A 24210-nucleotide genomic window follows, 5' to 3' on the forward strand; every position below is an offset into this window, starting at 1 on the left:
CTAACCCCGTACCTGGGTACCGAATTCAACGGGACGTGGGTCACAGCGCGCTGGTCAGGGCGGCGATCAGGTCCGCCTCACGCCGAGCGGTCCAGGGCGTCGAGCAGCCACAGGTGGGCCAGGCTCGTCGGGTCCCCCGTCACCTCGGCGGCCAGGTGCCAGTAGCGGCGCATTCTCGGGTCGCGGTCGGGGGCGGTGCGGCGGTTCAGCGCCCGACGGAAACCGGGGGTGTCGGGGGTGCGCAGGGCCGTGGCGTGGGCGGCCACGAACTGGTCCAGCGGCTTACCCGGTGACGGGGCGGCACCGGCTTCGACCTGGGGGAACGCTTGTTGACACGCCTCGCCGACCGCGTTGTGGAGGGCACCGAGGTCAGCGATCTTCTCGTGGTGGGCGAGGGTGCTGGTTCGGACACACGCCGTCAGGGTCCGGTCGGCGGCCAGCAGGACCAGCTCGGCGTAGGCGAGCACCTGGGCGGGAGTCGGGACAGCCGGGGGGCGCGGAGCGCTGATGTCGAGGAACATCTCGGCGGTGTCCGGGGGGATCGGGCCGGTCGTCATGGGCCGCCAGAGACCGACCAGCGTGTGGTGAGCGGCGGCGCCGTCACCCACCGCCGAGAGCAGGTCCAGGCGGGCCGCTCGATCGGGTGGGGGTGTTTCCTCGACCGCCCGCAGGGCCGAGCGTCGCCAGGCCAGGGAGGCGAACTCACGGTCCAGCGCCGCCCGTTCCTCGGCGACGGTGTCGGTCAGGGAACGCTCGCCGGTCAGGACGTCGGCGATGGAGCGCAGGCCAAGGCCCAGTGCCCGGAGGCGCTGGACCAGGACCAGACGCTCGACCGCGGCGGTGTCGAAGCGGCGGTGGCCGCCGGCGCTGCGGGAGGTCTCCAGCAGACCCTCGTCGCAGTAGAAGCGGATGGTGCGGATCGGGAGGCCGGTGCGCCGGGCCAGGTCGCCGATACCGATCGTGTCCTCGGTCACCTTTCGTGGAACCTCCAGTCGGGTGGAGTTTCTACGGTACGTCCCATGGATCTCGCACAGCTCGCGGAGGGGCTTTCGGCGCACACCACCGGGTTCACCACGGCCGTGGCCGGTGCCGACCCGGACGTCACCGTGCCCACCTGTCCGGAATGGACCTTGCGGGTGCTGGTCGGGCACGTCGGTCAGGCGCAGCGCTGGGCCGCCGACATCGTCCGGTCCGGGCCCAGTCCGGTACCCGACCCGACCGACGCCGACCCCGGGTCGGTGGCCGACTGGCCCGACTGGCTGCGGACCGGCGCCGACGAACTCACCGACGCGGTGCTGGCAGCCGGGGATCGTCCGGTGTGGACGTTCTTCGGGGACCGGCCGGCGGTCTTCTGGCTGCGACGGATGGTGCACGACCTGGTCGTGCACCACGCGGACGCCGCCGCCACCACCGGCGCCCCCTTCGGCGTCTCCCCCGCGCTCGCCGGCGACGCGATCAGCGAATGGCTCGAGGTGCTCTGCCACCCGGCGACACTGGACCTGCGGCCCGGGTTCGAGAAGCTGCGCGGCACCGGCCAGACCCTCCAGCTACGCCCGGACACCGGCCCCGGCTGGCTGATCACCCGCGTCCCCGACGGCGTGCGCTGGGCCCGCGCCACCACCGACGCGGACGTGACACTGTCCGGGCCGGTCCAGGACCTGGTGCTGGTACTCACCCGCCGCGCCCCGGTGGACCGGGTCGCCGTCGCCGGCGACCGCGACCTCGTCGACCACTGGCTGGCCAACACCCTCGCCTGACCTCACCCGCCGCGCACGACGGCCACCGGGCAGGGGGCGTGGTAGATCACCGCATGGCTGACCGAGCCGACGATCACGCTGCGTACCGCGCCCCGGCCGTGGCTGCCGACCACCAGCAGCGCCGCGCCGTCGGCCTGGGCGACCAGTGCGTGCGCCGGCCGGTCGAACAGCACCTCCCGGCGCACCGACACCTCCGGGAACCGCTCCTGGAACCCGGCGAGCGACTCCGCGAGCAGGATCTCGGCCTCCTTGCCGACCTCGGCCGGGTCCTGGTCCCACACGCCCATCGGCTCCATCGCCTCCAACGGCAGGTTCGACCACGCGTACACCGCCACCAGCTCGTGGCCGTGCCGCGCGGCGAAGTCGAACGCGAACCCGATCGCCCGCTCGCTGGTACTCGACCCGTCCACCCCCACGACCACCCGCCCGGCGACCTGCCCGGCGATGTCCGACGGATCCTTGGCGTCGCGCACGACCACCACCGGGCGCTGACAGGTGTGCACCAGCTCGGCGGCCGTCGACCCCAGCAGCATCCTGGGCAGCGCGGTCCGCCCGGACGACCCGATCACCACCAGGTCCTCCTCGCCGACCATCCTGACCAGAGTCTCCGCCGCCCGGCCGAACTCGACCACACCGCCGACGACCAGCCCCGGCCACGTCTGCCGCGCCTCGTCGGTGACCTCGGCCACCTGGCGTTCCGCCTGGTTACGCAGAGTGTCGTCGTCGAGGAGCGTGCCGGCCGGCGGCATCAGCCGCACCGCGGGCGGCGGCGAGTCGGACACCGGCCAGTCGACCACCTGGACGACGGTCAGCCCCAGCCCCCGGCTGGCGGCCTCCCGCGCCGCCCAGGTCACCGCCGTACGCGCCGACTCCGAACCGTCGTAGCCGGCGATCACCCGGGGTTCCCGTGCCTGTTCAGCCATACGACCACCTCCTGTGGTCGTCCGAGTACCCCGCCGGGGCCGGGGGATAACGTGGCCGGGTCAGGCCACGTCCTTGCTCATGTCGACACAGGGGACCGCGTCCGCGTCCGACACCGTCGAGCGGTCCAGCCCCCGCGCGGGATCGTCCCTGGCCTCCCGCAGCCGTCGGGACGCCTCGTCGCCGGTGTCGGCGACGAACCAGATCTGGGAACCGTCCGGCACCTCCCCTCGACCTTCAGATCGCCGGTCATCTCCGTGCCGTCACTCGGGGTCCGGAACTCCAGACCGTCGGAGCCGCCGACACTGATCCCGGTCAGGAACACCAGTACCGCTCCCCGGCCAGCACCAGCAGCGCGTCGACGACCTTCTCCCAGACGGTACTTCGCACACCGCTCAACAGTTTGCAATCACTGGACCCACCTCAGGAATTCGGTGAACGATCGCCGTCGGTGACACCGCACCGCTGACGACACCCCCTGGGGGTAATTGCGCTCATACGGGTAAGGGGTATATACAGGTGGGCGACGACAGGAGGGTCGATGTCCACCGACAGCTTCTTCGCCCGCGCGGGCGCCAGCATCGCCTACCAGCTCACCGGTTCCGGACCGTCCTTCGGCTACGCCCACGGCGTCATGCTCAGCCGCGCGGCCGTCGCCCGGCTCGAACTGTTCGACGTGGGATCGCTGGCCGACCGGCACCGGGTGCTGACCTACGACCAGCGCGGCCACGGCTTCTCCAGCGGCCGCCCGGTCGCCGAGGACTACCGGTTCGAGAACATCGCCGAGGACCTGCTCGGGTTGCTCGACAGCCTCGACCTGCCCGAACCGGTGGACTTCGCCGGGTCGTCGCTGGGGTGTGACACCGCGCTGCGGGCCGCGATCGCCGCGCCGGCGCGGTTCGGCCGGCTGGTGCTGATGATCCCGCCGGTCGCCTGGGAAAGCGGCGAGCGGCAGGCCAGGCAGTGGTACTTCGACACCGCCGAGAGCATCGAACGGGAGGGCGCGGCCGGCTGGCGCGCGCGGATGGCCGGCGGCGAACGGCCGCCGATCTTCGCCGACTACCCGCACTACAGCTTCGTGCCCGACGTCACCGACGACCTGCTCCCGGCGGTCCTGCGCGGCGCCGGGATGTCCGACCTGCCGTCCCACGAACAGATCGCGACGCTGACCCACCCCACGCTCATCCTCGCCTGGGACACCGATCCGCTGCACCCGGTGGACACCGCGCGGACCCTGCGCGACCTCATCCCCGGCGCGCGGCTGCACGTCTCGTCGACCGTCGCGGACATCAGGACCTGGACCGGGCGAATCGCCGAGTTCCTCGGGGATCCGGCCAGGTAGCGGGTGCACGCGGGTCGCCCTAGGCTTTTCGACGGCACGGTGACGGGGGCGGAGGTGCGGCGATGACAGGGCCGTTGCTCCTGGGCGGGGCGGTGCTGCTGGCCGTCGGCGCGCTCCACGGAGTCGCCTTCCTCGTCCGTCTCAGTAGGACGGCCACCGGGGTGGCGCCGTTCCTGTCCGGACACGCGCCCGCCGAACACGCGCTGTCGCGCTTCCACGTCCGGTGGTACGCGATCACGATGGTCTTCCTCGCCTTCGACATGGAGATGGTGTTCATGTACCCGTGGACGCTGGTCGTCGCCGAGGAAGGGCTGACGGCGGTCGTGGAGATGTTCGTGTTCCTGGCGATCCTGTTCGCCGGTGTCATCTACGCGTGGCGGGAGGGCGCGCTGCGGTGGACGTGACCGGCTGGCTGCTGCGGCACACCCCGCCCCGCCCGATGGTCGTCACCGCCCCCGGCGGCACCTCGGCCAGGGTCGCGGTCGAGCGGGCCGTACTGGCGCGCGGCTGGCGCCCGGCACTGAACCCGGCGCGGACCAACCTCCTGGTGGTCGCCGGGCACGCCCCCTGGCTGGAGCCCTACCTGCGCCGGGTCTGGGACTCGATCCCCGCGCCCAGGGTGCGGGTCGACGTCCCGGAGGCGCTCGACGAGCGGCTGCTCGACGACGCCCTCGCCGCGCTGCGCGACCCCGTGCGCCAGCGGACACACCACACCGAACCGGTCGAGGACGTGTTCATGGCAGACCGGGCGCCCGACCGGGACGGGCTGACGCTCGACGAACTGCACGTGCCGCTCGGGCCGGTGCTGGCGTACTGGCCGGCCGGGCTCATCGTCCACACGCGACTCCAGGGTGACGTCGTCACGGCGGCCACGGTCGAGGTCGCCGGTGCCGGCACCGCCACCGGCGACGCGTTCTGGTCCGGCGCCGACCCGGTGGCCCGGCGGCTGGACGCGTGCGGGCGGCTGCTGGCGCTGGCCGGGTGGACCGACCAGGCCGTCGTCGCGCAGCGGCTGCGGGACGCGGTCCTCGACGGGCGGCCGGCCGACGGGCTGGCGCGGTTCACCGCGCGGGTGCGCCGGTCCAGGACGCTGCGCTGGCTGCTGGCCGGTGTCGGACACGTCACCGACGGGCCGTTCGCGGGGGACGCGCTGACCCGGCTGTACGGGTGGCTCGACGGCACCGGGCCGCCGCCCGACACCCGCTGGGCGCTCGACCACCTGCCGGAGCTGCTGGCGGGAACCGAGCTGGCGAACGCGCGGCTGGTCGTCGCGAGCCTGGACCCCGACCTGGAGCCGTCGCACCATGGTTGAGCAGACGCCCTGGTGGGGTGCGCTGGTCCTGCCGGCCGTACTGGTCGCGTTCGCGGCGGCGGCCGTCGCGCTGGACCGGGGACTGGACCCCGCGCGGATCGGGTTCGGGGCGGCGGTGGCCGCGCCGGGCCGGGCCGTGGCCGGGCTGCTGGTGCAGCAGCGGCGGCGGACGCTGGCCGCCGACGGGCTGCTGTGGCGGGGTGCGGGCGTGGTGCTGGTGGTGGCCGCCGTGCTGGCGTCGATGGTGACGCCGCTGGGGCGGTGGGTGGTCAGTGACCTGTCGGTCGGGGTGGTGTGGTTCAACGCCATGGAGATCATGGCGTGGGCGGCGGTGTGGCTCGCCGGTTGGGGGCCGAACTCGGCGTTCGCGCTGGTCGGCGGCTACCGGTTCGTGGCGCAGGGGCTGGCCTACGAGCTGCCGCACATGTTCGTGCTGACCACCGCCGCGCTGGGCGCCGGGTCGCTGCGGATCGGCGACATCGTGGCCGCCCAGCAGGGGCTGTGGTTCGCGGTGTGGATGCCGGTGGCGTTCGTGGTGTACCTGGTGTCGGTGCTGGGGATGGCGTTCGCCCGGCCCTTCGACCACCCGGCCGGCGCCGACCTCGCCGGTGGGGCGCTGGCCGAACTGTCCGGTGTGGACCGTCTGGTGCTCTCGGCCGGGCGGTGGGTGCTGCTGGTGTCCGGCGCGGCGATGGCGGTGCCGCTGTTCCTCGGCGGGGGCGCCGGGCCGCTGCTGCCGGACTGGCTGTGGTCGCTGGTGAAGACCGCCGTGGTGCTCGGCGCGCTGGTGTGGGCCGGGCACCGGCTGCCGACCGTCCGCATGGAACGGTACGCGGAGATCGCCTGGATGGTGCTGGTGCCGGCGACGCTGCTGCAGGCTCTGATCGTGTCCCTCGTGGTGCTCTAGGAGGCGTCGTGGCGGTGGTGTTCTGGGTGTGCGCGGTCGGCGCGGTGGCCGCCGGCATCGCGGTGTTCCGGGTGGACTCCATGGCCAGGGCGACGTTCGCGCTGCTCGCGTCGTTCGTGTTCGCCGGGGTCGCGGTGCTGCTGGTGGAGCTGACCTACCTGGGGGTGCTGGTCATCCTGATGATGGTCATGGAGATGGTCGTGATGGTCGTGTTCATGGTGATGTACATGATGAACCCGGCCGGGCTGATGCCGATGACCATGGTGCACAACCAGAAGGGCTCGCTGGGCATCGCCGCCGGGGTGTTCGCCGTGCTCGCCGCCGGGGTGTACCTGATCGACTGGCCCGACGGCGGGCCGCCGCGGCCGGACGACCCGACGATGCAGTTGGGCGAGGGCCTGATGGGTCCCAAGATGCTGGCGATGATCACCCTCGGCCTCGCGCTGTTCGCCACGATCGTGGTGACCGTCGTGCTGGCCACCCACCGGGGTCGCTACGACCGCTACGGCGACGCGCTGGACCGCGCCACCCCGGACGACCCGGTACGCGGAGGACTCGGCCGATGACCCTGCCGGACTACCTGCTGCTCGCCTCGGCGCTGTTGTCCGTCGGGCTCTACGGGGCGCTGTCCCAGCAGTCGATCGTGATGATCATGATGGGGATCGAGCTGATGGTGAACGCGGTGATCGTCGGCGCGGCCGCGTTCTGGTACTTCACCTCGGCCGACCGGCCGGACGCCCAGGTCGTGGTGGTGCTCGCGGTGACCGCGATGGCGATCGAGATGGCCGCCGGGTTCGCCGTCACCACGGCCGTGTTCCGCGCCCGCGACGTCGACATGACCGACATGGCCGCGGACCTGCGGGACTGACATGCTCTGGACACTGATCGCGGTACCGCTGCTGGCCGGCGGCGGGTTGCTGGTGGGCGGCCGGCGGGCCGACCGGATCGCCGCGCCGGTCGCGCTGGTGACCGCGCTCGCGGTGCTGGTGCTGGCTCTCGTGCGCGGGCCGGCCGTCGAGGCGTCGTTCGTGGCTGGCGTGTCGTTCGGCCTGGCGGCCGGCGGACTGTCGACCGTGATGTGCGTGCTGGTGGCCGTCGTGCTGGCGGCGGTGACGGTGTTCGCCACCGGCGAGCCGGAACTGCGGCGGGCCCGGTTCTTCGGGCTGCTGCTGGTGTTCGCCGGCGCGATGCTGGTCACCGTGACCGCCACGACGCTGCTGTCGCTGCTGATGGCGTGGGAGGTCATGGGGGCGGCGTCCTACGCGCTGATCGGCTACCGGTGGCGCGAGCCCCGGCGCGGCGAGTCCGGCACGGTGGCGTTCCTGACCACCCGGGCCGCCGACCTCGGCCTGTACCTGGCGGCCGGCGCGGCCCTGGCCGGCGGGGCCGGCGGGCTCTCGCTGGACGCGCTGGCCGGGCTGCCCGACGGGTGGCGCGACGCGGTGGCGGCCGGGGTGGTGCTGGCGGCGCTGGGCAAGTCGGCGCAGCTGCCGTTCAGCTTCTGGCTCTCGCGCGCGATGGACGGCCCGAGCCCGGTGTCGGCGCTGCTGCACTCGGCGACCATGGTGGCCGCCGGCGGCTACCTGCTGCTGCGGCTGGAACCGCTGCTGGCGGCGACCCCGTGGGCGGGGGCGGTGGCGGCGGTGGCCGGCGCGCTGACGGCCGTGCTGCTGGGGGCGGTGGCGGTGGTACAGCACGACCTCAAGCAGTTGCTGGCCGCGTCGACCTGCGCGCAGCTGGGGTTCGTGGTGCTGGCCGCCGGCACCGGCGGGGTCGCCGGGGGCGGCGGGCAGTTGGTGGCGCACGCGCTGGCCAAGAGCCTGCTGTTCCTGGGGGCCGGGGCGTGGCTGACGGCGTTGGGGACCAAGGAGCTGGCCGGGCTGCGCGGCGCCGGCCGGGTGTACCCGGTGGTGGGGGTGAGCTTCGCGGCCGGCGGGCTGGTGCTGGCGGGGACGCCGCCGCTGGCCCTCTGGGTCACCAAGGACCACGTGCTGGCCGGCGCCCTCGGCGACTCGGTGTGGCTCTACGTCCTGGGGTTGGCGGCGGCCGGGTTGAGCGCCGCGTACGCGGCCCGCGCGGTGGCGATCGTGTGGTCACGGCCGGACGTCGCCCTGGCCGGGCGGGTGTCCGGATGGCAGGCGGGCGCGTTGGTGCCGCTGGCCGCCGGGGCCGTGGCGTTGGGAGTGCTGGTGGTTCCCGGGGTGTGGGCGTGGTTCGCCGGGATCGTCGGCGGCGGCGACCCGGCCGGGCCGGCGTGGTGGGAGGCGGTGGCGTCCGGGGCGGTCGCGGTCGGGGTGGCCGGGGTGGTCGCGGCGGTGACCGTGCGGCGGGACCCGGTCGGGCAGCCGGCCGACGGGCGGCACGAGCTGGACCGGACCGACGACTGGCTCGGGCTGGAGCGGTTCGTCCGCACCGCCGTGGTGACGCCGGGACTGGCCGGGGCCGGGGCGCTGGCCCGGTTCGACGACCAGGTGATCGACCGGGGCGTGGCGGCCGGCGCGGCCGTCGGGACGGCGTTCGCCAGGGTCACCGACCGGCGGGTGGAGTGGTCGGTCGACGGGCTGGTGCGCGCGGTGGCCAGCGGCGCCGGCCGGCTCGGGCGGCTGGCCCGGCGCCCGCAGACCGGGCAGCTGCACCAGTACTACGCGCAGGCCGTGGTGGCGCTCGCCGCCCTGGCCGTGCTGTTGATCGTGCTGTCGAACGGACGGTGAGGCGTGCTCAGCATTCTGGTTTTCCTGCCGGTGGCGGTGGCCGCCGGGCTGGTGGCGCTGCCCCGGCTCGGCGACGGCGCCGTGCGGTGGACCTGGATCGTGGCCAGCGCGGTCGAGGTGGTGCTCACCGTCGCGTTGTGGATCGGCCACGACGGTGACGGTTACGGCTACGAGGTCAACCACCGGTGGATCCCCAGTGTCAGCTCCGGGTACCACGTCGGGGTCGACGGGTTGAGCCTGCCGCTGGTCGCGTTGACCACCGTGCTGTTCCTGGCCTGCGCGGTGTACTCGCTGCGCCACACCGACCGGATCCGGTCGTTCGCGGCGCTGTTCCTGTTCCTGGAGACCGTGTGTCTCGGGGTGTTCGTGTCGCTGGACCTGGTGCTGTTCTTCGTGTTCTTCGACCTGTCGATCGTCGGGATGTACTTCGTGATCGCCGGCTGGGGGCACCGCGACGCGGCCCGCGCGGCGCTGCAGTTCTTCCTGTACACGTTCCTCGGCTCGCTGGCCCTGCTGCTGGGCTTCATCGGCCTGTACCTCTCGGCGCGGCCGCACACCTTCGACATGGTGGCGCTGGCCGAGCAGAACCCGTTGGCGGGCAAGGGAGGCGTCGCCACCCTGGTCCTGGCGGCGATCCTGCTCGGGTTGGCGATCAAGACCCCGACCGTGCCGTTCCACACGTGGCTGCCGCCCGCGCACACCGAGGCACCGGCGGCCGGCTCGGCGATCCTGGCCGGGGTGCTGCTGAAGCTGGGCACCTACGGGTTCGTGCGGATCGCCATGCCGATGCTGCCCGGGACGTGGCGGGACTGGGCGTGGGCGATCGTGGTCGTCGGGGTGGTCTCGGTGCTCTACGGGGCGCTGGTGGCGCTGGCCCAGCGGGACTTCAAACGGATGGTGGCCTACACGTCGGTCAACCACATGGGCTACGTGGTGCTGGCCGTGGGCGCCGCCGGCCTGGTGTCCACCTCGGACGCGCAGGCGCAGGACCTGGCGGTGACCGGCGCGCTGACCCAGATGGTCAGCCACGGCCTGATCACCGGCGCGCTGTTCCTGCTGGCCGGGGTGCTCCACGAGCGGGGCGGCAGCTACGACCTCGGCGCCTACGGTGGGCTGGCGGCCAGCGCGCCGGCCTTCGCCGGGCTGACCGCGCTGGCCGCGTTCGCCTCGCTGGGCCTGCCGGGGTTCTCCGGGTTCATCGCCGAGTTCCAGATCTTCACCGGGTCGCTGCCCGGCGCGCCGGTGCCCACCGCGTTGGCCTTCCTCGGGATCCTGATCACCGCCGCGCTGTTCCTGCGGGCCTACCAGCGGCTGTTCCTGGGACCGGCGACCCGCCCGGCGGTGGCCGACCTGACCGTCGCGGAGACCCTGTCGATCGCGCCGCTGATGGTGCTCGCGGTCGTCGTCGGGCTGTTCCCCCGGTTCCTGCTCGACCTGGTCGAACCGGCCGCCCGCACGCTGGGCGAGTTGGTGAGCCGCTGACGTGGAGACCGACATGGTCGCGGCGATGGCCGCCGACCTCGCCCGGCTGCTGCCCGAACTGTTCCTCGCCGGCGCCGCCGTGCTGGGGCTGCTGCTCGGGTCGTTCCTGCCCCGGGCGCGGCAGTGGCCGGTGCGCGCGCTGGCCGCGCTGGCCTGCGTGGGCGGTCTGGTGGCGACGATCGCCGGCTGGCCGGACGAGCCGACGGCCGTGTTCGCCGACACCTACGCCGTCGACGTGGCGACCGCCGCGACCCGGGCGGTGGTCGGGGTGTCGGTGCTGCTGGTGCTGGGCCTGACCGGGGCGCTGCGCGGGCACGCGCGGGAAAGCGAGTTCGTCGTACTGCTGCTGCTCGGCGCGCTGGGCGCGATCCTGCTGGCCGGCGCGAACGACCTGCTGCTGCTGGCGGCGGCCTACCTGCTGGCCAGCGTCCCGCTCTACGCGCTGGTCGGGTTCTGGAAGGACGCGCCCGGCACCGAGGCGAGCCTGAAGTTCTACCTGCTGGGCGCGCTGCTGGGCACGACGCTGCTGGTCGGCGTGATGCTGCTGACCGGTGTCGGCCGGGGCAGCGACTACCCGATGCTGGGCCGGATGCTGCCCGGGGCGCCGGCCGCGGCCGTGGCCGTCGGGGTGGTCGCGGTCCTGGGCGGGCTGCTGTTCAAGGCGGGCGCGGTGCCCGCGCAGTTCTGGGTGCCCGACGCCACCGAGGGCACCCACCCGGTGGCCGGCGCCGTGATCACCACCATCCCGAAGATCGGCGCGGCGGTGGCGCTCTACCGGCTGGTCGACGTGCCGCTGGCCGGCGCCGGCCTGGACTGGCCGCTGCTGGTCGCGGTCGTCGCCGCCGCGACGATGACCCTGGGCAACCTGGCGGCGTTCTTCCAGACCGACGTCCGCCGGCTGCTGGCGTACTCGACGATCAGCCAGGTCGGCTACGTGCTGATGGCGGTGGCCGCCGCCGGCCGGGCGACGCTGGCGCTGCCGTCGCTGCTGCTGTACCTGGCGGCCTACGCGGTGACCAACCTGGGCGCGTTCGCCGTGGTCGCGGCGCTGCCCGGGGCGCGGTCGCTGGCCGACTACACGGGCCTGCGCCGGTACCGCCCGTGGCTGGCGGTGAGCCTGGTCGTGTGCCTGCTGGGGCTGGTCGGCACACCGCCGACGGGGGTGTTCGCCGGCAAGCTGACGGTGTTCACCGCGGCGCTGGACGCCGGCCTGGGCTGGCTGGTGGTGCTGGCGGCGGTCAACACCGTCGCCAGCGTCTTCTACTACCTGCGCTGGATCGCCCCGGTCATGCGGGGCGAGCCGTCGCTGGCGGCGGCCGACCGGTGGGCGGGCGTGACGGCCTACGTCGCCGCGCCGGTGTCGGTGGCGGCCGGTGTGCTGGCGGGCCCGGTGCTGGCGGCCGTCGCCGGGTCCCTGCACGGGTGAGCGGTCAGGAGTCCCGGCGCAGGACCTCGGCCAGGACCGCGACGTGGCTGTGGGACACGTCGCGGGTGGCGGTGAGCAGGGTCAGCGGGCCGGGGGTGGCGGCGGTGCGCAACTGGGCGAGGGCCGCCTGACGTTCGGGGGTGGTCAGCTCCTCGTGGTAGCGGGTGCGGAACTCGGCGAAGCGGTCCGGGTCGTGGCCGAACCAGTGGCGCAGCTCGGTGGACGGGGCGACCGCCCGCACCCAGGCGTCGAAGTGGGCCGACTCCTTGCGCAGGCCGCGCGGCCACACCCGGTCCACCAGTGCCCGGAACCCGTCGTCCGGGTCGAGGTCGTCGTAGACCCGGCGGATCCGGATGGTTCCCGCTGTCATGCTGTGTCCTCCCCGATCGTCGGTGGGGCCGAGTCTCGGGGTGGTGCGGGCGGGCCGCAACTCGTCAGCCGGTGCCGCTGAGTTGGCGAACCCAGTCGCGCAGGCTCGGGTTGGCCGGCCGGTACGGCGGGGCGCCCCACCCCCAGCGGCGCACCACCGACCCGTCCAGGACCTCGTCGGCGCCGGTGTGCATCGGCCGCAGGTACGGGCCGTTTCCGGGCAGCAGGCGCAGGATCCGCCAGATGCCCGACGAGGACGGGTCGTGGCACACGCCCTGCCACGCCGCGTCCGGCACGGGCTCCGCGCTGATCGCCAGCCCGGCCGCCGCCGCCCGTTCGACGAGCCACTCCCGGGTGAGCGCGGCCAGCGGCGGCTGCTCGGACCCGCCGCCGCCGACGTCGCCGTGGGCGCCGACGAACCAGCGCTGCTCGACCACCGTCGGGTGGCCGGGGGTCGGGCGCGGCACCCCCGTCCACAGGGTCGGGGCGAACTGGCGGCGGCGTTCGTCGACGGCCATCAGGTGGCACGCCTGGTCGACCAGGCCGCTGAGTTGGGTGTCGTGGAACTGGTAGCGGCGGCGCGAGAGCCACCGGCCCAGCGTGCCCGGAATGCCCAGCGCGCCGACGGTGTCGAACACGCCGACGAACCGGATGCGCACCAGCCGCGACCCGTCGAGCAGGGCGTGGTCGGCCGGGGTGGCGGCCAGCCCGTGGTCCTCGCGCAGCTCGCGCAGGCCGGGAGCGTCGGTGTCGCGGTAGCGGGCGAACAGTTCCTCGTCGCCGATCGCCGACAGGTCGGCCAGGCCGCACTTGGCGATCATGCCGGCGAGACTGCGCGCGGTGAACGCGCCCCGGCTGTAGCCGATGAGAAAAATCCGGTCCTGCTCCGAGCGCCAGTTGGCGGCCAGGAACCGATAGCCCTCACGGATGTTGTCGTCGAGGCCGAACCCGAAGATGCCGCCGCGCAGCCGGTCGAAGCGGCCGGTGCCGACGCCGGGGACGTAGTGGCAGCGGTAGTCGTGCCCGTTTCCCGGTGCGGCGACAAGGCGTTCGTAGATCTGACTGACGTTCGTGTTCTCGTTCAGGTCGTTCCACGTTCCGTCGAGCAACACCACCAGATCCATGGTGTCCTCCTTCCCCGTCACCCGAAAAATCGTTCGCCCGCACCGATTCGCTACGGGGTACACGCGGTGGCGACGGCGCGGTGACGCGCGCGAGACGGTGGCGTGCCCGCTCCAGGGCATGCTGGACCGGTGAGCGTCGCACGGTGTCAGGAGATCAACGCGCGGCTGCGGGCCGCCGGGATCACGGTTCGCGAGGCCGCCGGGTGGCGAAACCGGGGAAACGGCCAGACATCCGCCTACGAGGGCGGTCTGGTGCACCACACGGCGACCGGGTACGGGATCGCGTTGCCCGGCACCGGGGTGGGCGCGCTGCTGATCAACGGACGGCCCGACCTGCGCGGGCCGCTGTGCAACTACGCCGGCAACGACGACGGCTCGATCACCGTCATCGCCGCCCATCCGGCCAACCACGCCGGCGCGTCCGGCGGGCGGTCCATGGGCCCGCTGCCGACGACGTCGTCGTTCAACCGGCGGGTGCTGGGCCTGGAGATCGTCTACCCGGGCGACCGGCCGATGCGCCCGGCGCAGTACCGGGCCGCGCTGGTGTGGGCCAACGTGGTGGCCGCGGTGTGCGGACGTGGTGACGTCCAACGGATCCGCGCGCACGCCGAGACCAGCGTGACCGGCAAGTGGGACCCCGGCGAGGCGCCGGGCCGGACCATCGACATGGCCGCGTTCCGGGACGCGGCCCGGAACCTGGAGGCCGACGTGACACCCGAGGAACACCGCTGGCTGAAGTTCGTCCACGACCGGGTGGCGGGCATGTTGCGCCAGCGGTACTACGTGCGCGACCCGGTGCGCGGCGCGCGCGAGGTGTCGAACACGACACCGGGCGCGATCCCCGCGCAGGTGCTGGACACGTTGGACGGCAACACGATCATCCAGCGGATCGCCCCGCTGCTCGACGACGAGGCGCGGATCATCGCGGCCCTGCACCAGGTGCGGGACTCCGCCGAGGTCACCCCGGACCAGGTCGGCCAGCTCGCCGAGGCGCTGGCCACGACCCTGCCCCGGGACCTGGTCGACGAGTTCGACACCCGGCTGCGCGCCGCCTACGACAGCTGAGGCTTGACCACCAACAGCTGCGACTGGAGGAAACGCTCCCGCTCGCCCGGTTTCCGCGCCAGCCGGGCGACTTCGACGAACCCGTTGCGGCACACCAGGTCCGCCAGGGTGTCAGCCGGCCAGTGGTAGGCGGTGGTGACCCGGTGGTCGAACGGCGTCGGCTCCGAACCTGTTTCGCTGCCGAAGAAACCCAGGTTCAGGTGGCCGCCGGGGGCCAGCGCGCGGTGGAACTCGGCGAGGACCGCCGCCAGCTCGGCCGGCGGGGTGTGGATCGTGGAGAAGTGGGCGAGGATCCCGCCCAGTGACCCGTCGGCGACGTCCAGGGCGGTCATCGAGCCGACCGCGAAGCTCAGGTGCGGGAACGCGGCGCGGGCCAGGGCGACCATCTCCGGGGAGACGTCCACGCCGTGCACGTCCACCCCCAGCGAGTGCAGGTGGCCGGTGAGGTGACCGGGGCCGCAGCCGACGTCGGCGACCGGGCCGTCCACCAGCTCGGCGAACGCGGCCAGGAACGCCCGCTCCAGCGGGGCGGCGGCCACCCAGCCGTCGACCAGCTCGGCGTAGAGCGTGGCGACGGAGTCGTAGGCGGTGCGGGTCGTGGCTTCGGTGCTGGTCACGACCGTGCACGCTACCCGCCGGGCTTGGTCTCCTTCGCCGGCACGGCCATCGGCACCACCCGCAGCGCCGCGCCGGCCACCGCCGCGTTGCCGACCCGGTCCTGGCCGGCGGCCATCGTGGACGCCACGTGCGAGGGCACGGTCGTGGACTGGGCGTCCATCGCGGTCTTGGCCGCCTGGGCGTTGCCGACCACGGCCGGCACCAGCACCAGCGGCTTGGTTCCCCTGTCGGCCGCGGCGGCGGTACGCAGCTCCCCGGCGGTGACCGGGACGGCGGGCTGCTGCTGTGGCGGAAGCAGTTCGGGCATCGACCTCACCCCGTGGTCGGTTGGCGGCCAGCAACGTCGGTCAGCAACTCAGCATACGGGCCCAGCTCGGACGGGCGGAACAGCCGAGCCTCCCGCTGGAACTGCCGGGACACGCCGCGCACCACGTGCCGCATGCCGATGTCCCCGGCGTTCTCGTCGGCCGCCGCCAGCGCCGCGGTCCTGGCGGCGGCCATGATGCCGGCGCCGGTCAGGTCGAGCCGGGCGAGGGTCTCCACGTCGACGTCGGCGGCCAGCGGCGCCTGCGGCGGGAACGCCAGGCTCCACAGCCGGTGCCGCTCCCCCACACCCGGACGCGGGAAGTGCACGACGAACTGGAACCGGCGGGTGAACGCGGAGTCGATGTTCTCCTTGAGGTTGCTGGTCAGGATGACCAGGCCCTCGCTGTCCTCCAGGCGCTGCAACAGGTAGCCGACCTCCAGGTTGGCGTAGCGGTCGGTGCCGTGCTTGACGTCGCCGCGCTTGCCGAACAGCGCGTCCGCCTCGTCGAACAACAGCACCGCGTGGCTGTCCTCGGCCTGCTGGAACACCGCCTCCATGTTCTTCTCGGTCTCCCCCACCCACTTGGACACCACCTGCGCCAGGTCGACCTTGAGCAGCTCCAGGCCCAGCATCCCGGACACGACCTCGGCGGACATCGTCTTGCCGGTGCCCGGCTCGCCGGTGAACAGCGCCTTGATGCCGCCCTGCCCGGAGCGCCGCGCGAACCCCCAGTTCTCGGCGATCCTCGGCCAGGCCCGCGCGGCCGAGGCGATCTCCACGATCTGGGCGCGTTGCGCGTCGGGCAGGACCAGGTCGTCGAGGGTGCGGCGCGCAACCACCGAGCGGACCGCGCCGCTGTTGCGGCCCCGGGTGACGGTGGCGATCGCCGGCTCCACATGCTCGGCCACCGGCTCGGGGTGACCGTTGCCAGCCAAGCGGGCACCGGTGCCGGCGACGGCGGCGACCGCGCGGAGCTCACCGCCGCTCATCCGGTAGCGCGCGGCCAGGTCCTCCAGCAGCCGGCCGTCCAGGGCGGGGAAGGCCGCCGACCACATGGCGCGGCGCTCCGGGAAACCCGGGGTGGCGAAGGTCAGCTCGGCGTAGGCGCGGGCGGCCAGCAGGGCCGGCGGACGCCACGGGGTGAGCCCGGTCAGGCACAGCGGCACCCGCGAGCGCAGCAGCGGATCCGCCGGCACCGCCGGAAGGTCGTCGGTCGGCAGCCACAGCACCGCGCCCAGCGCCGCCGCCGTGTGCAGATCGGTGGGCAGGTCGGAGGTGATGCGGCGCAACGGTTTCCCGGCGGCGGCGGCGAACGCGACGGCCGTGTCGAGCTGGGTGTCGGCGGGGGCGCCCCACAGACCGGCCACATCGATCTCACCGGCGACGAGCGCCCTGGCCAGGTCGGCCAGGCGGGGCGCCGCCACCGGCGAAGCCGGCGCCGGGGCGGTGACCTCACCCGGGTCGTGGCCCACCAGACCCGGATCGGCGCCCCACCCCAGCAGGACGTCGAACACGCCCCGGCCGAGGGTCAGCTCCTGGGCGAGCTCCACCGGCGGGTCACCGTGGGCGCGGAGCAGACCGAAGCGCCGCAGCCGGCCGGCCGGCCCGAGAGCACGACGCAGCGCCAGCCGACTCGCCGGAGTCTCGGCGATGACCGTCACCAGCAGCTCGACACTGGGAGCGCGGCGGTTGAGGTTGTCCACGACGTAGGCGTAGACCCGTTCGTAGGCCGGATCCAGCTCAGGAGCGGCGACCAACAGCAGGGCGTCCTGCTCCTGCCGGGTCAGGCCGAAGCGGGTCGCCAGGGCATCCAGCGGCAGGCGCGCCCCCCGGGCGGCGGCCAGCCGGCGCAGGTCCTGTTCGGACTCGGGATCCGCGCGGGGCGGGGCCGGAGGTTCGGACAGCGCCCCGGTGAGCTCGTCGACCCGCTCCAGCAGCAGCGCCACCTGCTCGTCGGTGACACAGAACGGGGTGAGGTCGGGGCGGGTGAGCCGGGCGGCCAGGCGTGACTGCCGGTCGACGGCCACGCGCAGGGCGTGATGCAGCTCGGCCAGCCGCAGCCGCAGGTGCTCGACGGGAAGGGTCATGTCAGCCGCCCGCGAACGTCAGGGTGCGGCCGCCGAGCCAGACCACGTCGGGGACGTCGGTCAGTGCACCGGCGCGCAGCAGGTCGGCGTGCCGGCGGCCCAGCGGCAGGCGCACGCGGACCGCGTCGGAGGTGTGGTGGACGGTGGCCTCCAGGTCGGCGAAGCGGGCCAGTGCGAGGACCGGGCTGGGGGTTTCGCGTTCCCGCCACAGGTTCCAGGAGATCAGGCCGAGGCCGAGAGCGGCGGCGAGCATCGCGCTGCGCTCCAGGGCACGAGTGGCCGCGCGGCGGCCAACCACCGGATCGGGTGACCTCCGCCCACCCTGCTCCGTCGCGCGGCCGCCGGGGGGCCCCCCGTTTTCCACGTTACCGGGCGGCACCGACAGTTCTGGGGAGAGCGCGGCCAGGAGCTCGTCGAGGTGTGCGGTGTGGGCGGGCAGGTCGGCGGCCAGACGGGGGGCGGGGTTGCCGGCGGTCCACAGCGGGGTGGAGCGGGGCAGCGGGTTGCCTGCCGTCCGGGGCGGGGTGGGGCGGGGCAGCGAATCGCCTGCTGTCCACGGCGAGGTGGAGCGGGGTGGCGAGTCGGCAGCGGGTCGCGGCGGAGTGGGGCGGGGCAGCGGGTCCTGGGGGGCGGGGGTGGTCCACGGCGGGGTGGGGCGGGGCAGGCGGGTGAGCGGGTCGCCGCGTAGGGGGCGGACGGTGGTGATGACGGCGGCGCCGGCCTCGGCCAGGTCGCGTAGGCAGTGCGGTGGCAGAGGGCTGTCGCACACCACCAGGTCGGGGCGCCCGCACGCGGCCCAGTGGCCCAGCAGGCCGACGACGTCGGGCGCCCAGGCGATCGGGAACAGACCCACCGAGTCGACCAGTAGCAGGCCGTCGCCGGTGCCGGTGACCAGCAACGGGTCGGTCGGGTCGTGGCCTCGGCACAGCGACAGCGCGAGCACACCGTCGAGGACCGGTAGTGCGGGTGCCACCGTGGCGGCGAACCGGCCCAGGTCGGGAAGCTCGGTCAGGCCGGCGAAGGCGGCCGCGGCGGCGTGCGCACCGGCGGTGTGCCGCCAGCCGCGTTCGGGGGCGGGCAACACCTGGTAGGCCAACGCCGCGGCGAACAGCGGCGCGTCGTCGAGCAGATCCACGGCGGCCAGGGCGGGGCCGATCGCGTCGAGGTAACCGATCCGCGCCAGCGGGCCGGCCAGCAGGAACGGCAGCACCGAACAGACCGTGGTCTCCCCCACCGCCACCGGCGGGCTGGTCACCGCCGGGGGCGGCTCCGGCGGGACGGCCGGCTGGGCGCGGACGAGAGCGAGCAGGTCCGCCGGGGACGGACTGGCCGGCGGGGACCCCGGGCCGGGCAGAGGGGACTCGGTCAGAGGTGACCCGGGCGGAGGGGACCCTGGCGGCTGGCGGCGGGCGAACTCGGCGGCCAGGGCGGTCAGGACGGCGTCGCCGTTGGGCGGCACCGACCAGACCAGGTCGGCCAGCACGGCCAGCAGGAACACCCGCAGCGTCTCACCGGGCAGCGACGCCAGCAGCGGCACCAGCTCCCCGCGCCCGGCCAGTTCGGCGAACAGCACGGCCGGCGTGCGCCGGTCCGGCCCGGGCGGCGCCGCCACCACCGCCAGCAGGTCCGCCCCTGGGTCCACCGCCCCGTCCACAGCGGAGTTCACAGTGTCCACTGTGGAATCCACTGTGGAGTTCGCAGCGTAGTTCACGGTGGAGTGGTCGGGTGTGAGGACCAGGCCGGTCAGGGTGGCGGGCGGGCGGCGCAGCCGGACGGTCACCGTCACCGGTTCGGTGATCTCCAGGTCCGGGCCGTCGCCGGCCAGCGCGTCGGCGAAACGCTCGCCCAGCGCCGCCGCCAGTGCCTCCGGCAACAGCTCGGGCAACGCGTCCAGGGCCTGGCGGACCAGACCGCGCGGGTCCGGACCCCAGCTCCACCCACCGCGCCGGACCACCCGCACCACACACCGGTGCACGGTGACGTCGCCCGCGGTGGACGTGGTCACGGCGCGGTCACCGCCACCAGCCGGCCCACCCAGCCGGTGACCAGCACCAGCGCGCCGTACTCGCCGGCCGGCACGGTCAGTGGCAGCGTCACCGAGTCCTGGCCGGCGGCGATCTCCCCGGCCAGGACGTGGGTGTCCTGGGCACCGGCGACCAGCGCGAACACCGGGGTCGCCGGCCCGGCGGCCACCGGGACGGTGACGACGAGCCCGGTCGGGTCCAGCCGCACCCCCTCGGTCCAGTCGGCCAGGCGCACCAGCCCGGGTTTCGGGTCGGCGTCGGCGACCTGCTCGACGCCGAAGGCCAGTGGATCGGTGAACACCCTCGGCTCGTCGTCGGCCAGCAGCGGCGACAGCTCGCGGGCCGGCACCGCGACCGTGACCGGCCCACCGGCGGTGGGCACCCGCAGCGGCAGCGCGTCACCGACGAGTGCGGCGGCGTCGGCCGGGACCGCACCGCCGGTCGTGGCCACCGCGCCGGCAACGTGCCCGGTGTCGGGCAGGAACACCACGTGCAGTGCCATCACCGGTCACCGCCGACCGTCGCCAGGACCAGGAAGTCCGCCGCCCCTGGCCGGTCGGTCACCGCGCCGGGGTCGACCACCGGGTCGTAGGTCCTGATCCGGCAGCGCACCCGCCGCTCCGAGTCCACAGTGGACTCCACGGGGGTGACCAGGACCGTGGCGGTGGCCGGCGGCGGCACGCGTGGGGTCAGGTACACGTGCAGCGCGACCCGGCCGTCGGCCACCTCCTCCGGCGTGACACCGGCCGGCAGCGGCAACAGCATCCCGTCGGTGGCGGTGCCCGACGCGGCCAGGACGCTGCCCGCCGAGATACGACCGGCGAAGCTGCCGGCGATCGTCAGGTTCCCGTTGGCGGCCACCGTCATCAGCGGGCTGACCGAACCGGTCGCCCGGTACAGGCCGAAGACCAGGTTCGGCGGGTCCTCACCGGACAGCACGATCGCCGGGGCGCCCTCCCGGGGAACCGGGTTCGACCGCAGCTCCAGGGTGCCCGACCGCGCGGACACGGTGTCCGCGCGCACCCCCGCGTAGCGCGGGGACACCCGCCGGGCGCTGGCGGCCACACCGGTGAAGTGCCCGTCGGTCCACCGGACGAAGCCCAGCAGGACCAGCCAGCGCACCGGCGGGTCGGCCGGCGGCGCGCCCACCGGCGGCGGCTGCTGGTCGGCGACCAGCAGCTCGTCACCGAGGCGGCCGAACAGCAGCTGGTAGGACTCGGTGACCCGCGACGGGCCGGCCGGGCCGGCGCAGGAGACCAGGCCGCTGGCCGGGGCCACCCGGTCGGCGGCGGCCAGGAACACCGGGTACGGCTCGGTAGTCGGCAGGTCGGCGCCGTTCACCGAGGCGAAGTCGCCCTCGGAGAGCACCACCGGCGACGGCACCACCAGCTCACGCCCGGTGCCGTCGACCGCCAGCCCCGCCGCGACGCTCACCTCGACGTAGCGGGCGCCGGTCGCCGCGTCGGTGCGGTTGTCGGTGACCAGCTCCAGCCCCTCGGCGATACCCCAGTCGTGCAGGTGGCGGGCGTGTCTGGCCGCCGCGCCCCGCGCGTGCTCGACGGTCGCCGCCAGGTCGGCCGCCGCCAGGACCTGGCCCTCCAGGAAGGTCGGGCGCACCGGGGCGGTCATGACGACTCACCCGAGCGCGGCCGGGGTTTCTGGGCGCGGGGCCGCCTGGCCGGCGGTGTGGGCGGCGCCTCGGCCGGCGCGCTCTCCAGGTCGGCCAGCCGGGAGCCGAGACGGTCGGGCAACTCGGCGCGGACCTGGCCGACCTGCTCGGTCGCGGCCTCCAGCGCGGCACGCAGGACACCGACGGTCGCGGTCAGGTCGCTGACCTGGTCGCGCAGCACGTTGAGCTCCCGCAGGCTGTCGGTCACGTCGCTGGGCACCGTGTACACCTGCTCGTGCAGCACCCTGGGCGGGGTCTCGCCCGGCGCCGGGGTCAGCAGCAGGCTCAGCAGCTGCTCCAGGTCGCCGGTGCGCGGCCACGGGGCCAGCAGGCCGGCCAGGTACGGGCGCGGCACCGGGCCCTGCGGCGGCGGCGCGGGCGGCTGGTACACCGGAACCGGTTGGCAGCACAGGCGTTCGGCCAGCTCCCGCAGCCGGTACAGCTTGGGCAGCCACTCGCCGTAGGCCGAGCCGCCGGGCAGCACCTGCTCCCGGGTCGCCGAGCAGACCCGCAGCACGTCGCAGCCGTCGAGCTCCAGGTGGGCGAGCAGCACGCCGTCACCGCAGGAGTCACCGCAGTCGACACACGGCGGGTTGAGCGTCGAGCAGGCGGTGTCGGCGACGAACCGGTGCAGCGCGATCGTCAGGTCACGCGCGGCCTCGGCCAGGTGCGCCAGCTCGGCGGCGGTCAGCCGGCGGGTGCTGTCCGGCTCGGGCACCGGCAGCGGCTGTGGGAGGTCCGCCGCGCGCACCTGCGCCCGCAGCCGGCAGTCCGCCGCGCCCGGCGCGCGTTCCAGCCGGCCCAGCAGCCACTCCCGGATCTCGGCCAGGTCGGCGCGCAACACCACGGCCAGCACGTTGTCCAGCGGGGTGCCGTTGGCCAGCAGCCGCACCTCCAGCGGCGCCTGCGCGTCCGGCGGCTCCGGCACGACCCGCGCCACCGTTTCGGCGAGGACCGCCGCCGCCAGCCCCCGGTACACCGGGTCGGGCCACACCTGCTCCTGGTCGGCCGACGCGAGCCGGGCGCAGACGGCACCGAGCACCTGCCGGGCCTCGCCGACCCGGTCCAGCGCCGGGTACCTGGCACGCAGCTCACGCTGGGCGGCGTCGTCGTGGGTGTCGTAGCGGGCCAGCGACGCGGCCAGGGCACGCACGTGCTCGGTCAGCGCCCTGGCCTGCGGCGGCGCCGGCTGGCCGTCGCCGGGCTTGGCCAGCTCGGCGAGGCTGGTGGTGAACCGGACCTCGTCGGCGCCCTCGAACAGGACCGGGCGGGCCGGTGAGGCCAGCGTGGCGAACGCCGGGTCGAGGTAGTGGCCCAGGCGCCGGGCCAGCCGTTGGATCTGGTGGAACCGGTCCAGGTCGCCGATCCCGGCCAGCAGCCGGGTGCCCGGGTTGTAGCGGTGGTCGTCGTGCGAGGCGCAGCGGACGGCGAACCGCAGGCCCTCACGGACCCGCGACGGCACACAGCCCGGCGTCGGGCAGGGTTGTTCGGTGGCGTAGGGGGCGACCGGGTCGACCGGCTGCTCGTCGTAGTGGACGAACAGGCCGTAGCGGCGGTCGCCGTCCTCCTCGCAGCGGTCGCAGTCCACGCCAAGCGAGCTGACCCGCAGCTCCCGTACGAGCGCGCCGACGTCCACCTTCTCCTTGCAGGACACCACGATGTCGTTGCCGGCGCAGTCCAGGGCATGTCCCGGCCGGACCTCCACCGTGCCGCCGCCGCACGGGTCGCAGTCGACCTCCAGGCCGCAGACCACCCCGGGGCCCAGCACCGACCGGTTGTGCAGGCGCTGCTTGCCGGTGACGTAGTCGACCAGCAGCGTCAGGTCCTCCTCGGTCAGCAGCTGGCCCGGGAAGAACCTCGGTCTGGTGAACACGGCCGGTCGGTTCGACGTCCCGCCGCAGCCGCAGCCGCAGTCAGTTCCGGTCATCGGCGCTCCTCGGTGATGAAGAACCAGCTCTCGAACACGTCGCCGCCGGCGCCGGTGCCCGACGTCCACGGGCCGACCCCCGACGGCGGGACCGCGCAGCCGGGGCGCGGGTGGGTCTGCCCGTCGGCCTCGGCACCGAGGTAGGGCACCTTGCCGCCGACGTTGGTGCCGTCGACCGGGCGGCAGCACCGGTCGAGCAGGAACGCGGCGCGGACGGTGACCAGGACCCGGTCGCCGTCCTGGAGGGTCTCGCGGGTGGTCTGGCGGTAGCGGAACTCGCGGGTGAACTCCTCACCGCCGGTGGGTTCGGCGAACGTCCCGCCCATGTACCAGGTGTTGGCGTTGCGGCCGGCGCCGCCCTCGATGACCTGGACCTCCACCACACCCGGGTCGAGGCAGTCGACGCGGATGTCGTCGGAGAACCGCACGACCAGCCCGCCGCCCTCTTTCTGCGTGCCGAGCAGCTCCTTGGCCTCGTCGACGGTGTAGGTGTGGCCGTGGATCCAGTTGACGCCGGTGATCACCGTCGGCACGTGGCGGCCGAAGGGCCGGCGCACGTTGTTGTGGATCTGGTGGGGGCGCACCGGTTCGGTGCGGCGCACGTCGTCGATCCTGGCCAGCCACAGCACGGTGTGCTCGCAGCGCGAGCAGCAGGTGTCGCAGCGTCGGTCCTCGGGCGGGCAGTGCTTGGTGACGCGGATGGTGTAGCCCTCGTCGGTCCAGCCGTGCTCGCAGTCACCGGTGTCGCCGCAGGCGCTGTTGTAGACGGTCCTGGTCGGCTCGACGGGGCGTTCGCAGTACTCGACGCCGATCCACACGGTGTCGGTGTCGCGTTCGTCCTCGGGCAGCGCCGCGAACAGGTCGATGACGCACCCGTCGCGGACGACGACCTCGTTGCCCTCGCAGTCCACCCCGAGACCGGGGGTGATCCGTACCTTCGCCTGGTGTTCCTTGGGGTCGGTGCTCGCGTCGTGGTGCCCGGCGGGCTCGACCAGCAGCCCGCACACCACGCCGTAGCCGAGCAGGCAGCGCAGGCGCAGCTTGAGCTTGTCCCGGAAGTACTCCTGTTCACGCTGGAAGTCCCGCGCGGTCAGCATCTGTCCGTGGAAGTACCGCAACCGCCGCAGCGGCGGGACGTCGAACTCGGTGGTCATGCCCCAGT

At 74.2% G+C, this 24210-nt stretch carries 24 protein-coding genes; 11 read left to right on the forward strand and 13 right to left on the reverse strand.

Going from position 1 to position 24210, the window contains the following annotated elements:
- Positions 1-77 precede the first annotated feature (77 nt).
- Positions 78-974: a MerR family transcriptional regulator gene (locus tag BLA60_RS17120; RefSeq protein WP_075133887.1), complete on the reverse strand. Its 897-nt coding sequence runs from the start codon at positions 972-974 to the stop codon at positions 78-80.
- Positions 975-1019: 45 nt separating this feature from the next.
- Here BLA60_RS17120 and BLA60_RS17125 point away from each other — a divergent pair, with 45 nt between their 5' ends.
- Positions 1020-1757: a maleylpyruvate isomerase family mycothiol-dependent enzyme gene (locus BLA60_RS17125; RefSeq protein WP_075133888.1), complete on the forward strand. Its 738-nt coding sequence runs from the start codon at positions 1020-1022 to the stop codon at positions 1755-1757.
- Between the two features lie 2 nt (positions 1758-1759).
- Here BLA60_RS17125 and BLA60_RS17130 read toward each other — a convergent pair whose 3' ends face one another.
- Entirely contained in the window at positions 1760-2680 is a 921-nt protein-coding gene (locus BLA60_RS17130) for a universal stress protein (RefSeq protein WP_075133889.1), read from the reverse strand.
- Positions 2681-2740: 60 nt separating this feature from the next.
- Complete coding sequence (locus BLA60_RS43325; RefSeq protein ID WP_154814411.1) at positions 2741-2902, reverse strand: hypothetical protein; 162 nt, start codon at positions 2900-2902, stop codon at positions 2741-2743.
- A 317-nt stretch (positions 2903-3219) separates the two neighbouring features.
- Here BLA60_RS43325 and BLA60_RS17135 point away from each other — a divergent pair, with 317 nt between their 5' ends.
- The 9 genes from BLA60_RS17135 (at position 3220) to BLA60_RS17175 (ending at position 11858) form a co-directional block, all read left to right on the forward strand.
- Positions 3220-4020 (forward strand): alpha/beta fold hydrolase, encoded by an 801-nt coding sequence (locus BLA60_RS17135; protein WP_075133890.1) that lies wholly within the window; start codon positions 3220-3222, stop codon positions 4018-4020.
- A gap of 62 nt (positions 4021-4082) precedes the next feature.
- Positions 4083-4424: an NADH-quinone oxidoreductase subunit A gene (locus BLA60_RS17140; protein WP_075133891.1), complete on the forward strand. Its 342-nt coding sequence runs from the start codon at positions 4083-4085 to the stop codon at positions 4422-4424.
- Complete coding sequence (locus BLA60_RS17145; RefSeq protein WP_245812022.1) at positions 4394-5332, forward strand: hypothetical protein; 939 nt, start codon at positions 4394-4396, stop codon at positions 5330-5332. Before BLA60_RS17140 ends, BLA60_RS17145 begins: the two co-directional genes overlap by 31 nt.
- A complete protein-coding gene (locus BLA60_RS17150) occupies positions 5325-6239 on the forward strand; it encodes a complex I subunit 1 family protein (RefSeq protein ID WP_075133893.1) in 915 nt (304 codons plus the stop codon). The genes BLA60_RS17145 and BLA60_RS17150 overlap by 8 nt, the downstream gene beginning before the upstream one ends.
- An 8-nt stretch (positions 6240-6247) precedes the next feature.
- Positions 6248-6805, forward strand: a complete 558-nt coding sequence (locus BLA60_RS17155; RefSeq protein WP_075133894.1) for an NADH-quinone oxidoreductase subunit J — start codon at positions 6248-6250, stop codon at positions 6803-6805.
- A complete protein-coding gene (locus tag BLA60_RS17160) occupies positions 6802-7107 on the forward strand; it encodes an NADH-quinone oxidoreductase subunit NuoK (RefSeq protein ID WP_075133895.1) in 306 nt (101 codons plus the stop codon). Before BLA60_RS17155 ends, BLA60_RS17160 begins: the two co-directional genes overlap by 4 nt.
- A gap of 1 nt (position 7108) precedes the next feature.
- Positions 7109-8950, forward strand: coding sequence for a proton-conducting transporter transmembrane domain-containing protein (locus tag BLA60_RS17165; RefSeq protein ID WP_075133896.1), 1842 nt, complete (start codon positions 7109-7111; stop codon positions 8948-8950).
- A 3-nt stretch (positions 8951-8953) separates the two neighbouring features.
- A complete protein-coding gene (locus tag BLA60_RS17170; RefSeq protein ID WP_075133897.1) occupies positions 8954-10432 on the forward strand; it encodes a complex I subunit 4 family protein in 1479 nt (492 codons plus the stop codon).
- A 1-nt stretch (position 10433) separates the two neighbouring features.
- Positions 10434-11858, forward strand: coding sequence for an NADH-quinone oxidoreductase subunit N (locus tag BLA60_RS17175; protein ID WP_342744751.1), 1425 nt, complete (start codon positions 10434-10436; stop codon positions 11856-11858).
- A 4-nt stretch (positions 11859-11862) separates the two neighbouring features.
- Here the strand turns inward: BLA60_RS17175 and BLA60_RS17180 are convergent, their stop codons facing one another.
- Together BLA60_RS17180 and BLA60_RS17185 are read right to left on the reverse strand one after the other, a co-directional pair.
- Complete coding sequence (locus BLA60_RS17180) at positions 11863-12228, reverse strand: DUF488 domain-containing protein (RefSeq protein WP_075133898.1); 366 nt, start codon at positions 12226-12228, stop codon at positions 11863-11865.
- Between the two features lie 64 nt (positions 12229-12292).
- Positions 12293-13372, reverse strand: coding sequence for a phospholipase effector Tle1 domain-containing protein (locus tag BLA60_RS17185; protein ID WP_162292973.1), 1080 nt, complete (start codon positions 13370-13372; stop codon positions 12293-12295).
- Positions 13373-13480: 108 nt separating this feature from the next.
- Here BLA60_RS17185 and BLA60_RS17190 point away from each other — a divergent pair, with 108 nt between their 5' ends.
- Positions 13481-14416, forward strand: a complete 936-nt coding sequence (locus tag BLA60_RS17190) for a peptidoglycan recognition protein family protein (protein ID WP_075133900.1) — start codon at positions 13481-13483, stop codon at positions 14414-14416.
- Here BLA60_RS17190 and BLA60_RS17195 read toward each other — a convergent pair.
- The 8 genes from BLA60_RS17195 to BLA60_RS17230 are packed head-to-tail and all read right to left on the reverse strand — an operon-like array spanning position 14404 to position 24202.
- On the reverse strand, positions 14404-15033 hold the full coding sequence (locus BLA60_RS17195) for a class I SAM-dependent DNA methyltransferase (RefSeq protein WP_075133901.1): 630 nt from the start codon (positions 15031-15033) through the stop codon (positions 14404-14406). The two genes, BLA60_RS17190 and BLA60_RS17195, sit on opposite strands and share 13 nt — an antisense overlap.
- A gap of 11 nt (positions 15034-15044) precedes the next feature.
- Positions 15045-15341, reverse strand: coding sequence for a hypothetical protein (locus BLA60_RS17200; protein ID WP_075134019.1), 297 nt, complete (start codon positions 15339-15341; stop codon positions 15045-15047).
- Between the two features lie 5 nt (positions 15342-15346).
- Positions 15347-17428: an ATP-binding protein gene (locus BLA60_RS17205; RefSeq protein WP_075133902.1), complete on the reverse strand. Its 2082-nt coding sequence runs from the start codon at positions 17426-17428 to the stop codon at positions 15347-15349.
- 1 nt (position 17429) lies between these two features.
- The gene (locus BLA60_RS17210; RefSeq protein WP_075133903.1) at positions 17430-19433 is read right to left on the reverse strand and encodes a hypothetical protein; all 2004 of its coding nucleotides are present in this window, start codon (positions 19431-19433) and stop codon (positions 17430-17432) included.
- Positions 19430-19954: a hypothetical protein gene (locus tag BLA60_RS17215; RefSeq protein ID WP_075133904.1), complete on the reverse strand. Its 525-nt coding sequence runs from the start codon at positions 19952-19954 to the stop codon at positions 19430-19432. The genes BLA60_RS17210 and BLA60_RS17215 overlap by 4 nt, the downstream gene beginning before the upstream one ends.
- Positions 19954-21081 carry a hypothetical protein gene (locus BLA60_RS17220; RefSeq protein ID WP_075133905.1) on the reverse strand — a complete coding sequence of 376 codons (1128 nt, stop codon included), beginning with the start codon at positions 21079-21081 and terminating at the stop codon, positions 19954-19956. Before BLA60_RS17220 ends, BLA60_RS17215 begins: the two co-directional genes overlap by 1 nt.
- Complete coding sequence (locus tag BLA60_RS17225) at positions 21078-23048, reverse strand: hypothetical protein (RefSeq protein ID WP_075133906.1); 1971 nt, start codon at positions 23046-23048, stop codon at positions 21078-21080. Before BLA60_RS17225 ends, BLA60_RS17220 begins: the two co-directional genes overlap by 4 nt.
- Entirely contained in the window at positions 23045-24202 is a 1158-nt protein-coding gene (locus BLA60_RS17230) for a hypothetical protein (protein ID WP_075133907.1), read from the reverse strand. Before BLA60_RS17230 ends, BLA60_RS17225 begins: the two co-directional genes overlap by 4 nt.
- Between the last annotated feature and the right edge of the window lie 8 nt (positions 24203-24210).

The sequence above is a fragment of the Actinophytocola xinjiangensis genome (genome assembly GCF_001921215.1).
Lineage (GTDB): Bacteria > Actinomycetota > Actinomycetes > Mycobacteriales > Pseudonocardiaceae > Actinophytocola > Actinophytocola xinjiangensis.